Annotated in this window: 7 protein-coding genes; 2 read left to right on the top strand and 5 right to left on the bottom strand. The window is 64.9% G+C overall.

What is annotated here, in order from left to right:
• Positions 1-5: 5 nt before the first annotated feature.
• Both C8J36_RS12190 and C8J36_RS12185 read right to left on the bottom strand, forming a co-directional pair.
• On the bottom strand, positions 6-1,877 hold the full coding sequence (locus tag C8J36_RS12190; protein ID WP_245506552.1) for an AI-2E family transporter: 1,872 nt from the start codon (positions 1,875-1,877) through the stop codon (positions 6-8).
• 302 nt (positions 1,878-2,179) lie between these two features.
• Positions 2,180-2,713 (bottom strand): DUF4142 domain-containing protein, encoded by a 534-nt coding sequence (locus C8J36_RS12185; protein WP_132535230.1) that lies wholly within the window; start codon positions 2,711-2,713, stop codon positions 2,180-2,182.
• 258 nt (positions 2,714-2,971) lie between these two features.
• Between C8J36_RS12185 and C8J36_RS12180 the strand changes: the two genes are divergently transcribed.
• Positions 2,972-6,010, top strand: coding sequence for a PAS domain-containing protein (locus C8J36_RS12180; protein ID WP_132535228.1), 3,039 nt, complete (start codon positions 2,972-2,974; stop codon positions 6,008-6,010).
• Between the two features lie 94 nt (positions 6,011-6,104).
• Here C8J36_RS12180 and C8J36_RS12175 read toward each other — a convergent pair whose 3' ends face one another.
• Positions 6,105-6,284 (bottom strand): hypothetical protein, encoded by a 180-nt coding sequence (locus tag C8J36_RS12175; RefSeq protein ID WP_132535226.1) that lies wholly within the window; start codon positions 6,282-6,284, stop codon positions 6,105-6,107.
• Between the two features lie 424 nt (positions 6,285-6,708).
• Between C8J36_RS12175 and C8J36_RS12170 the strand changes: the two genes are divergently transcribed.
• The gene (locus C8J36_RS12170) at positions 6,709-6,918 is read left to right on the top strand and encodes a hypothetical protein (RefSeq protein WP_132535224.1); all 210 of its coding nucleotides are present in this window, start codon (positions 6,709-6,711) and stop codon (positions 6,916-6,918) included.
• 55 nt (positions 6,919-6,973) lie between these two features.
• On the opposite strand, the gene pbpC is transcribed toward C8J36_RS12170, so the two are convergent.
• On the bottom strand, positions 6,974-9,025 hold the full coding sequence (gene pbpC / locus C8J36_RS12165; RefSeq protein WP_245506551.1) for a penicillin-binding protein 1C: 2,052 nt from the start codon (positions 9,023-9,025) through the stop codon (positions 6,974-6,976).
• Between the two features lie 77 nt (positions 9,026-9,102).
• Positions 9,103-14,544, bottom strand: coding sequence for an alpha-2-macroglobulin family protein (locus tag C8J36_RS12160; protein WP_132535222.1), 5,442 nt, complete (start codon positions 14,542-14,544; stop codon positions 9,103-9,105).
• Positions 14,545-14,697: the final 153 nt, after the last annotated feature.

Genomic DNA, 14,697 nt, shown 5'->3' with positions numbered 1-14,697 from the left:
CCTCCTCAGGCCGTCTTTGCCAGGCGAATGCGCGGGCGGCCGAGCTTGCGGGTAATGGTCATCAGCGGCACCGGGCCGGTCTCGGTCAGCGCTGAACGCACCGTATCGGCCAGCGTCAGCGTGATGAAATCGGCATTCGTATCCTCCAGCGTGAGGCGCGGATTGTCCTGGCCATTGGCAAGCGGCACGAAGAGACCGACGCGCAGGCCGGGCTTCAAACGCTTCAGACGACGGACGAGGCTGCGGGCATGCGTCTTGGAGTTTCCATTGAGAAACGTAAAGACGACCGTGTCGATCGTATCGCTGTCCTTCAGCATGCGCATGTCGGTCGTGGAATGGGCGACGCCGAGGGCATTGGCACCCTGAATTTCGAGAAGCTGGGCGAGCATCGTGGCGGCGGCATCGTCGATCTCTCCGCGCCCCCCGATGCAGAGAAGAGAGTGGCCGGTGCCGTCCGGCAGGTCCATCGCCACGCTCTCACCCGTCCCGTCGTCTCCGTCGTCTTTCGGAGTCTCTTCCTCGGTTTCCTCCTCGTCGGCGATCTCTGAGAGATTGTCGACCAGCGACCGGACGCTGCCGGAAAAGCGCTCGACCTGCGCATCCGACATGACGCCGCGCTGCCTGTCGCCCTCGCCGAGAAGCAGAGCCGGCATGCCGACCTTTTCGTAATAGTCTAGCAGATACTCGTCTTCGAGATACTCCTCCGCATTGGCCGTCGCCTCGTCCGGATCGCCCGCCAGGAGCCGCTGATAGAGCTTCTCGTGCGGCTCGAGCACGGGATCGTTGCCGAGCAACACATCGAGAAAGCTGAATTGCGGGACATACCGGCCGAGAACGACAAGGCAGACGGTGAGAGGCGTCGACAGCATCAGACCGAGCGGCCCCCAGAGCCAGGACCAGAAGATGGCCGAGATAATGATGGCAAGCGGCGACAGGCCCGTATGCGATCCGTAAAGCCAGGGCTCGACGACATTGTTGCTGATCAGCTCCGTCGTCAGGAACAGGGCGCCGACCCAGAGCACGAGCGACCAGCCGGGCGCGATCGCGAGCGCCAGAAACAGCGGCAGGATCATGCCGATGACGGGGCCGATATAGGGCACGAAGCGCAGGACCAGCGTCAGGAGCCCCCAGAGAATGGCATTGGGGATACCGAGGATCCAGAGGCCGATGGTGATCGGAAAGGCGTAGAGCGCGTTCACCACGAGCTGCATCAGCAGATATTTGCCGACCCGCTTGCCGGCGTCCTGAAGCGCTTCGGTCGTTCGGTGCAGATCGTTGAGGCCGACCAGCCGGATGAAGCGATCGCGCAGATCCTCCCGCTCCAGAAGCATGAAGATGACGAGAACGATGACGAGACCGGCGGTTGCGAACGGGCTGATCAGCGGCAGGATGAAGTTGCCGAGTGTCTGGATCGGGTTCGAGCGCGTGACGATCTCGACCGGCATGGGCTCGCGCGAGGTCGGCGCGGTCGCGGCGGCGGCCGTGGCGTCCTGGCTCTCCTCCGCCCGCGTCTGGATTTCCTCCCCGACCCGTTCGACGATGCCGCTGAGATGCTTCATGATGCCGTCGCCGGACCCGGCCTGCGCCAGTGTCTGGACCTTGACGACGATATTGCGCTGATAGGCGGGGATATTCTGGGCGAGATTTGCCACCTGCGAAGCGACGATGACGCTGAAGAGTGCGATCGCGCAGAAAGCCGAGGCAACCGCGATCATCACCGCGGCGATCTTCGGCACCGAACGGCGGCGCAGGAACGAGACGATCGGGGCCAGCGTGAAGGTGAGAAGCAGCGACAGCGCGAGCGGAACGAAGATCTCCTGCCCCACCTTCAACACGACGGTGACGCCGATCAGGATCAGCAGGACATGCCCCGACAGCCTGTTGGCGGTGCCCGGTTCGCGCGGCGCTGAAAGGTCAGCCTTGCGAAGAGAGGTGGTAACGGTCGCTTTGGTGCTCACATGTCTCTCCAGAACCCGCGCCAGAACCCGCGGACGGCGCGGCTGAGGACCGAGCTTTAGAGAACACTGATGCCGAATATTGGTTCCCTTCGCCAGACCAATATCCGGCTAGAACGGGAAGATGCGAGAAGGCAGCAACGACGCTGCCGTCTCGGTGGCTCCACAGGCCCGCCTGCGGGGCCGGGACGATCCGTCCCAAGCCATGTTATCGCGGCGTGGCGTTACTCGGCGTCGAGCGTCTGGGCCATTTCGTAGTGATGCTGGAGCGCCGGCAGCGTCTTGGCAGCCCAGCTCTTCAGTTCCGCCGTCTCGCCTTCTTCGCCGTAGCGCTTGAAGAGATCGACGGCGTTCTCATGGGCGGTGACCTGCCGGTCGTGATACTCCTCGTTGAAATCGGCGCCCTGCAGCGCCTTCAGCTCGTCGAGCATGCCCTTTTGGGCGGATGACAGCGCATTGGCCGGCGGCGGGCTGAGCTTGAGGTCGCCGACCATCGTCTTCAGTTCGCTGCTGGTCTTTTCGTGATCGGCGATCATCTGCTGAGCGAAGGCCTTGGTGGCCTCGTCGCCCCGCTCGACCGCAAGCTTGCTGGATTCAATCTCGAACATGTCACTGGCCGCCGCTTCCTGCACGAAGTCCTGTGTCTTCGGCGCGATGCCGGCCACGCTGTTGATGCCGGATTTTTCAGCGGCCGACTGGGCGTGAACGCCGGTTGCAAGCAGAAGGGATGCCGTGACGGCGGCAAGAATGCGTTTCATGGGGTGATCTCCTTTGAATGGATGCACCGTCGAACTACGGTCTGCCATCTCGGTTCCGTCGAGGCGCACAGAAAGGCCATCGCCCGGCGAGGCGCCTTGCCATTGGGCTCCTCGCGTTCGTCGTCCCTGTCCTTCGGCTCTAACGCGTTGAGCTGTCGCAGGATTTTTTGCGGCGAATCGATTCCGATTTCCCGGATAATGCAGTAGTAGTCATCCCTATCCCGATCCATCACGCACAGCCGGCGAGATACGAACATCATGAGCATTGGTTCCAGCAAGGCGACCTGGCCCTTCGGCGGTGGCGAGCTTGGCGGCCGCATTCGGGACTTCGACTGGGCCTCGACCTCGCTCGGGCCGATGTCCACCTGGCCGCCCAATCTGCGAATCAAGGTCAACTCGATGATCAATTCGCCGATCCCGCAGGTGCTGATGTGGGGTTTGGATCATGTGATGATCTACAATGACGGCTACCGGGAAATCGCCGGCGGCAATCATCCGCGCGCGCTCGGCGGCAAGGTGCCGGAAATCTGGCCGGAAATCTGGGATTGGAACAGCCGGATCCTGAGCCGCGGCCTTCAGGGTGAGGTCCAGAGCTTTCGGGATCAGCCTCTCGTGCTAAACCGAAATGGTCGGCCCGAAGAGATCGTTTTCGACCTGTTCTACACGCCCATTTACAACGACGAAGGCGCGGTCGATGGCGTTCTCTGCACAGTGCTGGAGAACACCGATCGGGTGCGGGCCGTACGGGCGCTGGCCGAAAGCCAGGCCGAACTGAGCCGGATCAGCGATGCGCTGCCCATTCTCGTCGGGTTCCTGGATGTCGATCACATCTACCGCTTTGCCAACAAGGGCTATCTGGACTGGTTCGGCCATCCCGCCAGTGCGGTCGTCGGCCGGCACATCGGCGAGATTATCGGCGAGGACTATTATCGCAAGCGCCTCCCCTTTCTCGATCGCGCCTTTGCCGGCGAGCCTGTCGTCACGGACACGGTGATCCGCAGGCCGGGCGGCGACGACCGGACCGCCGAGGTGCGATACCTTCCGCGGATGACCGATGGCGGCACGGTCGATGGCATCTACATCCTGCTGATCGACATCGAAGACCGCAAACGCGCCGAACGGGAGCTGGTGGCCAGCAACGACCGGTTTCGCGCCGCGGTGCGCGCCGTGCATGGCGTGCTCTGGACCAACAGCGCCGATGGCCGGATGATCGGGCCGCAGCCGGGCTGGGCCGAACTGACAGGCCAGGCCTACGAAGCCTATCAGGACTACGGCTGGGCGGATGCGGTGCATCCCGACGACCGGCAGGCGACCGTCGAAGCCTGGAACGGCGCCGTTGCACACCGGCACACCTTCATCTGGGAGCACCGGGTGCGCCGGCACGACGGCGCCTGGCGGATGTTTGCCATTCGCGGCGTTCCCATCTTCGATGAGCAGGGCGACATCACCGAATGGGTCGGCGTCCATACCGATATCAGCGACCAGCGGCAGGCGGAAGACGAGCTGCGCCGCCACGCGGTTCACCTGGAGCGGCAGGTTCGCCACCGCCAGCGCGCCGAAGAGCAGTTGCGTCTGCTCAACGAGACGCTGGAGGCCCGCGTCGGCGAGGAGATCGCCATACGCCGCCAGGCGGAGCGGGCTCTGCAACAGGCGCAGAAGATGGAGACGATCGGCAAGCTGACCGGCGGCGTCGCCCACGACTTCAACAATCTGCTGCAGGTTGTCTCCGGCAATCTGCAGCTTCTGTCCAAGGACGTGGCCGGCAACGAGCGGGCTGAACGGCGGGTCGCCAACGCACTGGCCGGCGTCAGCCGCGGCGCCAAGCTCGCAAGCCAGCTCCTCGCCTTCGGTCGCCGACAGGCCCTGGAGCCCAAGGTCATCAATGTCGGCCGCTTCATGTCGGGCATGGACGATCTGCTGCGACGCTCGATCGGCGAGGCGATCGAGCTCGAAACCATCGTCGCCGGCGGCTTGTGGAACACGTTCGTCGATCCGGTACAGGTCGAGAACGCGGTCTTGAACCTTGCGATCAACGCGCGCGACGCCATGGAAGGCAACGGCAAGCTCACGATCGAGGTCGGCAACGCCTATCTCGATGACGACTACGCCCGCAACCATGCCGAAGTTGAGGCGGGCCAATATGTGGTTCTCTCGGTCAGCGATACGGGATCGGGCATTGCGCCGGAGGTGCTGGAGCAGGTCTTCGAGCCGTTCTTCTCCACGAAGGCCGAGGGCAAGGGCAGCGGGCTCGGCCTGTCGATGGTCTACGGCTTCGTCAAGCAGTCGGGCGGTCATGTGAAGATCTACAGCGAGGTCGGTCACGGCACGACGGTCAAGCTCTATCTGCCCCGTGCCACGGCCGGCGAAGACCGCGAGGTCACGATCCAGTCCGGCCCCGTCGTCGGCGGCACGGAAATGATCCTCGTGGTGGAGGATGACGACGAGGTGCGCAACACGGTCGTGGAGATGCTGAGCGATCTCGGCTACGGCGTCTTGAAAGCGACCAATGCGCAGAACGCCCTGAGCGTCGTGGAAAGCGGCATCGCGATCGATCTCCTGTTCACGGACGTCGTCATGCCCGGACCTTTGAAAAGCGTGGAGATGGCGCGCAAGGCAAAAGAGCGCCTGCCCGATATCGCCGTGCTCTTCACCTCGGGCTACACCGAGAACTCGATCGTTCACGGCGGCCGCCTGGATGCGGGCGTCGAGCTTCTCTCCAAGCCCTATACCCGCGAGGCGCTTGCCCGGAAGATCCGGCATGTCATCGCCAACCAGAAACAGCGCTCCGCCATGAACATGCGGGTCTCGGGCACGATCGCTCCCGGTCACGACGCGTCAGGTGCAGCCACGCCCCATCCTTCAGCAGCAACGTCCGACGCGCCCGTCCCGGCGGCTCCCGTATCCGTGCCGCTCGTGACACGGGCACCCGAGCCGGCGCCGCTGACGGTTCTGGTGGTCGAGGACGACCCGCTGATCCGCGCTAACACCGTCGAACTCGTCGAGGATTTCGGCCATGCCGTGATCGAGGCGGGCAGTGCGCGCGAGGCAAGGGAGAGGCTGGCCGATCGCACGATCGACGTTCTCGTGACGGATCTCGGCCTTCCCGATGCCTCCGGCGCGGATCTGGCCACGGAAGCTCTGGCGACGAACCCGTCCCTCGGCATCGTCTTTGCCACGGGCAACGATCACGCACCGGACAGGGCGCCACCGGATGCGGTGCTGTTGCGCAAGCCCTATGATGCAGATGGTCTGGAAGCCGCCATCAAGGCAGCCGTTCGCAGAGCCACCGCAACCTGACCATCGGCTTGACGTGTGCAAACGTGATGACCGTTCGCGCGTTCCGGGATGCCATCACATGGCAAGCTATGGAAATCACGGCCGGGGCGCTGTTTTACGCCTCGGCGCCGACCACGCTCCACAGAAGCTCTTCCGTATTCAGGCCATCGCTGAACAAGGCGACGAGATAGGCGGCCTCGATTTCGGCCTTCGGGCCGGTATGGGGTATCTGGCGATGATCGCAGAGACGCTGGAAGACGCGAAAGAGCATATCCATCTCTGTCGGCGTAATCACAGTCCCTTCCTGAAAAACATACGAGCCCAGCATGACATGCTCCCGGCTACTCTACAGCAGCCTTTATTGGCCGATCCGGCGCGGATGTCGTCACCGTACGATCCATCTCATGTCACGTAACGTTTACCACAGCTATTTCAATATGTCGTGGAAGTTGCAGTATGGATCAAAGCGGCTGTCGTAGAAAAACCGGCACCCCGACGGATTCAGGAGGCCTGCTTGCTGTTTATAAGCCGTCAGCGTTGGAAGAATTCTTGCCTTCTACGCGCTTCTTTTTCGAGGAGAACCATTGTTTTTCCGTAAATCGAACCAAATGAGGTTTTACACTTTTACCCGAACTGCCCTATTTTCATTTACGGGATATCCCGAACATGAAAACTGCTCGGCCATCGCCTGGCAGCGTTAACGAGAAGAGACTGAACCGATGCCTTGGCGTAACGAACCCATGCTTCCCGAGCATGTCGCTCTCTGTCAGCGCGTCTACGACGCCGCTCGCAAGAAACGCAAGATCGCGCCCGACAGCGATGCCAGCAATCCTGTCGCCGCCCTCGTCCTCACGCTCTATCGACACGGCGTTCTCGACGAGGAAGAACTTCTCAAGCGTGTGCTGAAGGCGCTCGACGAGAAGAACTGACGCGGCGGCAACAGGCGCGCTGCCGCGCGTGCGCTTTCAAGTCAGAAAGCGTTGATCACTGCAGGAACACCCGGACGCTTGCCGCACGTCCCGCCGCGTCGATCACCGTCAGCGTCGAATAGCCGGCCCCATCCGGCACCCACTGGTTGACGCGCCGCCGGGTCAGATCGGCCAGGGGCCGGCCATTGGCCAGCCAGCGAAACGGCGCCCGGCCCCCCTGCAGCTTGAGCATGAGCGGCAAAGGCACGCCTGCGACATCCTTGCCGAGATCGACGCGCGCGCCTTCGGGCGGATAGACGATCTGCGGCGCGGCTTCCCGTATGGTGGCGCGAGGCAGCCCGCTCGTCGTCATGGAGAAGCGGCGCTGGCTGATGGGCAGCTCCTGTGCCGCAATGCGAACGGCGCCCGCCGGCGCCCGCGGCAGCGGCACGCCGGCAATGCCCGATTTGGCAAAGGCTTCGAACAGGACCGGCGCCGCCGTGGCATAGCCGGTCATGCCCGGCACGGCACCGTTGTCGGCGCGCCCGACCCAGACGCCAAGCACCGTCCGCCCGTCATAACCGACCGACCAGGCATCGCGGTAGCCATAGCTCGTGCCTGTCTTGTAGGCGATCCCACGGCGGGCGCTTCCGGTGGGCGGCAGGACGCCGGAGAGAATATCGGCCACCCGCCATGTCGCGGCCGGATCGAGCATCGGCTCGCCGGACATCGGTCCGGGCACGGAATCGACCCCGTCGCCGAGGCGCACAGGGTGCCCTTCATTCGCCAGCCCGGCATAGAGTTGCACCAGATCGCGCAGCGTCACGCCGAGGCCCCCGAGCCCGATCGCCAGACCCGGCGTCTCTTCGGGCGGCAGGATGGGGTTGATGCCGGCCCGGCGCATGCGCAACATCAGCCGGGACGGGCCGACGGCATCCAGCAAGCGGATGGCGGGAACGTTGAGCGACAATTGCAAAGCCTGACGGATCGTGACGTCGCCCTGATAGGTCATGTCGAAGTTGCGCGGGCGATATCCGAAGAAGTCGGCAGGGCGATCTTCGATCACGGTCTCCTGCGAGACCAGCCCCTCCTCGAAGGCAAGGCCGTAGATGAAGGGTTTGAGCGTCGATCCCGGCGAGCGCGGCACGCGGGTCATGTCGATCCAGCCCTTGCGGCTCGAATCGAAATAATCCGAAGACCCCACCTCTGCCAGGATCTCGCCCGTGGCCGCATCGGCCATGACCATCGCGATCGAGAGGCGCGGCCCCGCCCGCTCCGCTGCAGCCTTCGCCACGGATTCGAGCGCGGCCTGAACCGGCGCAACCAGCGTGGTGCGCAGCGTGGGGGCGGCAGGTGCCTTGCGGCGGGCGGTTTCGGCGAGATGCGGACTGAGCGTCGGCAAGGGACGCCGGCGCCCGGGCACGGGCATGAGGCTTGCGCGCTCCGCCTCCCCCTCGCCGATCACGGCGGCAACCGCAGCACGCTCCAGCACGCGGGCCCGGGCCGTTTCGGCCGCCCGGGGATGCCTGTCCGGGCGGCGACGTTCGGGCAGTTGCGGCAGGGCCACCAGCAGGGAGGCCTCCGCGACCGTCAGGCGGCGCGGCTCCTTTCCGAAATAGGCAAGACTTGCCGCCCGCACGCCCTCCAGATTGCCGCCATAGGGCGCATGGGTGAGGTAGAGGTCGAGAATCTGCGCCTTGGTCAGCCGGCGCTCCAGCTGCCACGCGCGAACCATCTGCCGAAGTTTTGCACCGATCGACCGGCTTTCGCGCGGCTCGATCAGGCGGGCGACCTGCATGGACAGGGTCGAGGCGCCGGACACGATGCGCCCATGGGTAATGAACTGCACGGCGGCACGGGCAAGCGCGCGAAAATCGATGCCGCCATGCTCGGCGAACCGGCGGTCTTCATAGGCGACCAGCATCCGGACGAATTGCGGATCGACATCCGTTGCGGTCGTCCTCAGCCGCCAGCGTCCATCGACTGTCGCAAAGGCGCGCAACAGCCGGCCGTCGCGATCGACCATTTCGGCCGATGTCGCGAGCGCCGGGCCGTCGAGCGGCGGCGGATAGGCATGATCCGCGGCATCGATGCCGAAACCGGCGACAACGACGACCGCGACAAGCATGCCGCCACCGACGAGGGTGGCGCTCATCGTCCGGGCAAGACCGCGAGGCTTCAAGAGTGGGCTATCCGAAGGACGCATCACTCGACCGCCCGAACCTCCATGCGGCCCGTCGCCGTGCGGGCGGAAAATTGCGGACGGTACATATCCTCGACGGTTGCGGCGGGATGATCGTACGTGCCGGGGGTCACGGCGCGCACGACATAGGCAACCGTCATCTCGTTCGCATCGCCGGACGCATGGTCGAAAGCGGCAACGAAACGGTCGCTTCGGAACTCGCTGTGGGCGGCCTGCATCTCGCCCAGCCACTCGAAATTCGACAGCTTGGCGCTGTCCACCAGCGTCGGATTGTCGATCTCGAAGCCGGCGGGCAGAAGGTCGGTCACCAGAATCCGGGCGGGACCGGGATTGAGATCGGTCGCCTTGATCACCACCACGTAGCGCTCGTTCTGGCGGGCCTCGCTGACATTCGCCGGTTCGCCGTCGAGCGTGTAGTAGCTGCGCTCGATCGCATAGCCATTGCCGCCGGCCGGCAGCGGGAAGGCAGGCGCGGCAACGGTCGTCACCGTCGCGGTCACCGGATCCGGGCCGCTATTGGCGATGGTGACGGGCCGGGCGAGAATCTCGTCACCCGTCTTGCGGGCGGCAAAGGTGCCCGAGGTCGCCACGCCGTCCACGGTCAGGGAAAGGCCCTCATCTCCGCCAGATACGGCACGGGCGGCAAGCAGCATCCACAATTGTTCCTGCGTGCTGGTCGTCGAGGTGCGATCCCAGGCGGCGGCCACCTGTTTCGCAAGTGCCGGAATGATCGTAGGAACAGGACGGCTTTCGGCGGCGAGCGTCAGGACGGCTGCATCGTCCCGAAGCGCAGAGCCGTAATCCGACCGGGCGAGATCGGCCATCTTGGCATCCTTCGACATGGTGGCTGCCTGCGAAAACACCGTTTCCGCCCGGTTCGCATCGCCATAGAGCGAAAGAGCCGCTGCCAGATGGCCCTTGGAAAGCGCGGTCGGGAATTCGCCGAGCTTCGTATCGACGTAATAGCGAAGGTCGCTGATGGCAGCCTTGCGGTTGCGCGCGAGAACATAGAGCGCATAGGCGATGCCATTGCCCTGCTCCGCCACGTTGACGTCGTAGGAAAGGGAGTTCTGCAGGTTGTCGAGCGCCTGCACCATGGCCTGCTCCGGCACGTCGAAGTTCTTCTCGCGGGCACGGGTCAGGAACTCGGTCACGTAGCTGTCGAGCCAGAGATCGCCGGAACCCGGCGCCCAGAGCCCGAAACTGCCCGAGGACGACTGGTAGGAAAGGACGCGATGGATCGCATCCTGGACCCGCGTCCGCACATCGCCGTCCACGGGAAGACCGGATCGAGCGGAGAGTTCACTCAGATAGAGAAGCGGCAAGGCGCGGCTCGTCGTCTGCTCGGCGCAACCATAGGGATAGCGGTCGAGCACCATCAGGAGGGCGGGAATATCGAACGCCGCAGCCCGGCTGACGCTAAGGCTGACGGACGCCCCGCGCAGCTGGCTTTCCGCCAGCAGACCCTCGTCCACGACAAGGCTCGCCCCCGGCTTCAGCTCGACCGGAAGGCGGGTGGTGACGGGAAGGGAGGCAGGCCGGACCGGGATCGACAGGATCTGGTCGAGCGACAGGCCATCGGCACCGGCGATCTTGACCGTCAGCGTGCCGTCTCCCGGCTGCACGCCCTTCAAGGGCAGGGTCACGTCGATCTTCGAGCCGGCCGGAATGGCGAAGCTCTGGCCGAGCGACGCCGTATCGACGGAGAGGGAGGGATCGGCTTCGACCGTGATCGAGAGATCGCCGGCCGGCGCGTCGGTGTTGGCGATATCCAGACGCACCTCGGCACTGTCGCCGGGCGCCAGGAACTTCGGCAGGCTGGCCGTGACGACGACCGGGTCGCGAATGATCACGTCGGCACTCGCATGACCAACGCCGGTCTTCGTCCAGGCCACGGCCATGACGCGCGCGGTGCCGTTGAATTGCGGAATATCGAAGCCGATGATGGCTTTTCCCTCGGCATCGAGCTTGACCGGGCCGGAGAAGAAGGCGACCAGCTTTTCCTTGGGCGGGCTGCCCTGCAGCGCCATGGCACCGCCATCGCCGCCAGTGCGCAGACGTCCGGTCGCACCCAGCGAGCCATCGATCAGGCGGCCGTAGAGATCGCGGATCTCGAGCCCGAGCCGGCGCTGGCCGAAGTACCAGCCATCCGGATCCGGCGCCTGATAGCGCGTGAGATTGAGAATGCCGACATCGACGGCGGCGAGCGTCACATAGGCCTCCTCGCCGATACCGGCACCCGCGACGGTGACCGGAATGTTCAGCGTCTGGCGGGGCAATGTCTTGTCCGGCAGCGTCATGGACACGTCGAGCTTGCGCTCGGCCGGATCGACCGTGAGCCATTTGACGCCGATCGCACGCATCGGCATGCGGCTTTCCTGCGCATCGCCCGGGCGATAGAGCGTCGCGGTGACATAGGCGCCGGCGCCGAACTCCGCCGTGATCGGCAGGGCGATCTTGTCTCCGGTCGCGGGGATCGAGACGGACTTGGTCGCGATCAGCGTTTCGGAACCGACGGTCACCAGCAGTTCGCCGGCAAAACGCGGCGAGACGTTGAGGGTTGCGGTTTCCCCGACCTTGTAGCTGTCCTTGTCGAGCGCGATCTCCAGCCCGTCAGGCGTCTCCGTCGAGGTTGCCGCGACGTAGAAGCCGGCATCGAACTCGACGCTGGAGACGGGATCGCCACCGGGACCCGCGATCTCCAGCCGATAGCGACCCCAGGTGACGGGAACGCTGAGCGTACCGCCTTCGAGACCCGCATCGACCGTGCCGTTCGACAGAAGCTTCGTCGAGAGAATGGGCTCGTAACGCCAGGCCGTTCCTTCGCGATACCACTGATATTGGCGCTCGACGCTCATGAGCTTCCAGCTCAGGCCCGTCATCGCCTTGCGCGCGCCATCCGGCCCGACGCCGATCACCTGGAACGTTCCCGTCGAATTCTCGGTGAGTGCGCCGCTGAAATTCGGCTTGATGCCGATCCGGTCGGTCTCGGATCGCACGGGAAGCTCCAGCGTCCGTTCGACGGCACGCCCGCCGGCCTCCAGAAGCCGCACCGCGATCGTGGCGTTGACGAGCTGGGTCGTGGCGGGAAGCTCGGAAAGATCGACATCGAACGTCGCTTTTCCGTCCGCATCGAGCGGCGGCAACATTTCGAGCGTCTGGCGGCTGTCCTCGGTGTTCTCCTCGTCCGCAAGGCCGAAGACATAGCCGGGATAATCGGCATTTTCATGCGTCGGTTTCAAAAGCACATCGCCTTCGAGCTCGAGGCCCGCTGCCGGCGCGCCATAGAGGTAGCGGCCATCGACGGTCACGGCCACCGGCATGCCGGGCGTGATGGCCTTTGCGGTGCTTGCAAGATCGAATTCGATGCGGTCCGGCACGAAGTCGTCGACCTGAAACGGCTTCTCGCTGATCGCCTTGCCCTTCGGGTCCGTGAAGACCTGCACGGTCCAGGTGCCGCGCATGGCGTTCGGCTGCAGCGCCATCTCGAGCGTATAGCCGCCGAGCTTGCCGTCCGTCGAGACGATCCGCCGGTCCTCGACGCCATCCGGTCGCAGGAACACGAAGGTCAGCGGCAGGTCTGGAACGGCGGTGGAGGTCGGGTCGCGGGCAAGCGCGGACACATGAACCGTCTCGCCGGCGCGATAGATACCGCGCTCGGTCCAGGTCAGCACATCGACGGCACCCGGAGCCGGGCGACCTGTAACCCCACGATCCGACAGGTCGAAGCCGGCGCGCGTCATGTCGAGAAACACATAGTCGTCCGTCCCGGCCCGGGCCGAGATCACGGCCGGCAGAGCGGCATCGGCCCCGCGCAGCAGGCCTGCATCGAAGACGGCGCGGCCGTCGGCATCGCTGGTCGCGGTGCCGAGCACCTCGTTGTTCTTGGCGACGAGCTCCAGCACGATGCCCGGCAGGGGCCGTGCGGATGACAGCGAGCGGGTAAAGACGCTGAGGCCGTCGGTCCCGGCAAAGGTCGACAGGCCGATATCGGAGACCACGAACCACTGTGTGGCCTGGCTGTCCCATTCGTTGGACGCGCCGGTGGCCGAGACGGCCGTCAGCACATAGACGCCGGGCTTGCGCTGCGGCAGCGCCTCGTCCACCGGGAAGCTGGTGACGACCTCCTTGTTGAGGTCGGTCTGGAGATCGATCGTGCCCTGCCAAACAAGCTCCCCGCTCTCGTCGCGAATGCGGTCGGCGCTGTAGCCGTCGAGCTGGGTGAGGAATTGCGAGTTCGTCAGCAGCTGGGCGATGTTGCGATCGCCGACGCGATAAAGCTTGAGATTGGCGCTCGTCGTGTTGACCGAGACGAGCGGAATGCCCCGGCGCGCCGTCATCGGCAACACGAAGCTGTCGCCCGTGAAGCGCACCATGGCCGGGCGATCGGGAATGTAGAGATCGAGATCGACGGCGGCCTCGAGCGGCTCCTCGACGGATGACGGGAGGCCCGGACGCAGCGACAGCTTGTAGCGCTGGCCATGCGACAGCCCTTCGACGCAGATCTGGCTGTCCTTCGCCTCGACGGCCTGCGGCGCGGCTTTGTCGAGCGCCAGGAATGGCGTGTAGTCGACGCCCGGCTGCAGCGGCTCGGAAAACTGCACGCAGGCGCGCGGCGAAGCGGCCTCCGCCTCCACCGTGTTGCCGATCACGCGAAAACCGTTCTTGCTGCGCAGCTCGGCAAAAGCGGCCCGCACTGTGGGGTTTTCGACGAGGGCAAGGCTCGCCTTGTAGGCTTCGAGCGCCGGGCGGTAGCTTTCGGTGGCCGCCAGCGCCTGCGCCAGCGTCGTCAGGGCATCGGCGCGGTCGGTGGCGGTGCGCGAAAGCTCGTAGCCATTGATGGCGGCGAGCGCCGACTGGTTGGCGACCGTCGCATTGCCGGTGATGAGATTGGCCGTGCGGGAGGCCTGCGTCCACAAGCGCCCATCCTCGGGATCGATCGCAAGGGCAGCCATGAGGCTCTGCAGGGATGCCTCGATCGCGCCATCCTGGCGTTCCCGAGCCGCCTGCGCGACGAGCGCCGCGCGACCGGCTTCGGCGCGATCGTCCGGCACGGTCAGCGCGCGCTTGGCGTCTCGTGCCTGGGTTACCAGATCGTCCGACAGGAAAGGCAAGGCGAGCGGCGCGCCGATATCCGGGCCGGCCGTGGCAGCATCGGCGATCCGGCCGGCGACGGCGCCGGGAAAATCATTGAGCGTATGGAAATCCGATTTCAGGAAGCACCATTTCACCTTGGGATTATAGGTGAAGGCGCGGCAGTTGCGGTCCGCGATGCAGACCTTCTCGCAGGCGGCCAGCGAGAGATTCTGCTCGGTGCGCAGGTCGAAACCGAAATAGTCGCGGTCCGGCGTCGTGACGACGGTTCGCCCCCCGGCGGCCACGGCCGAAATCGTCGAACCGAGCAGCATCAGAAGACCGACGGAAAACCGAAGTGTCGCGCGCATAGCGAATTTCCCCCACAAGGTCCGGCCTGCTCAAGGTGGCCGGTTCCGTCGTCACTCTCTGTCCAGCCCCCGTCATTGTCAATGCAAACGGACTTTGCCGGGGAGCAGGAAGGAGAGACGGGAACCTCGGGGAGAAACGCTCGCCAGACCCGT

It is taken from the genome of Rhizobium sp. PP-F2F-G48, assembly GCF_004342335.1.
In the GTDB taxonomy this organism is placed as follows: Bacteria; Pseudomonadota; Alphaproteobacteria; order Rhizobiales; family Rhizobiaceae; genus Ferranicluibacter.
Note: the sequence above shows the minus strand (reverse complement) of the source record. Positions and strands in the feature narration are given on the sequence as shown.

Excerpts from the sequence above, each read along its gene's own strand:
- C8J36_RS12185 (WP_132535230.1), bottom strand. The coding sequence starts at position 2,713 with ATGAAACGCATTCTTGCCGCCGTCACGGCATCCCTTCTGCTTGCAACC.
- C8J36_RS12180 (WP_132535228.1), top strand. The coding sequence starts at position 2,972 with ATGAGCATTGGTTCCAGCAAGGCGACCTGGCCCTTCGGCGGTGGCGAG.
- C8J36_RS12170 (WP_132535224.1), top strand. The coding sequence starts at position 6,709 with ATGCCTTGGCGTAACGAACCCATGCTTCCCGAGCATGTCGCTCTCTGT.
- pbpC (WP_245506551.1), bottom strand. The coding sequence starts at position 9,025 with ATGCTTGTCGCGGTCGTCGTTGTCGCCGGTTTCGGCATCGATGCCGCG.
- C8J36_RS12160 (WP_132535222.1), bottom strand. The coding sequence starts at position 14,544 with ATGCGCGCGACACTTCGGTTTTCCGTCGGTCTTCTGATGCTGCTCGGT.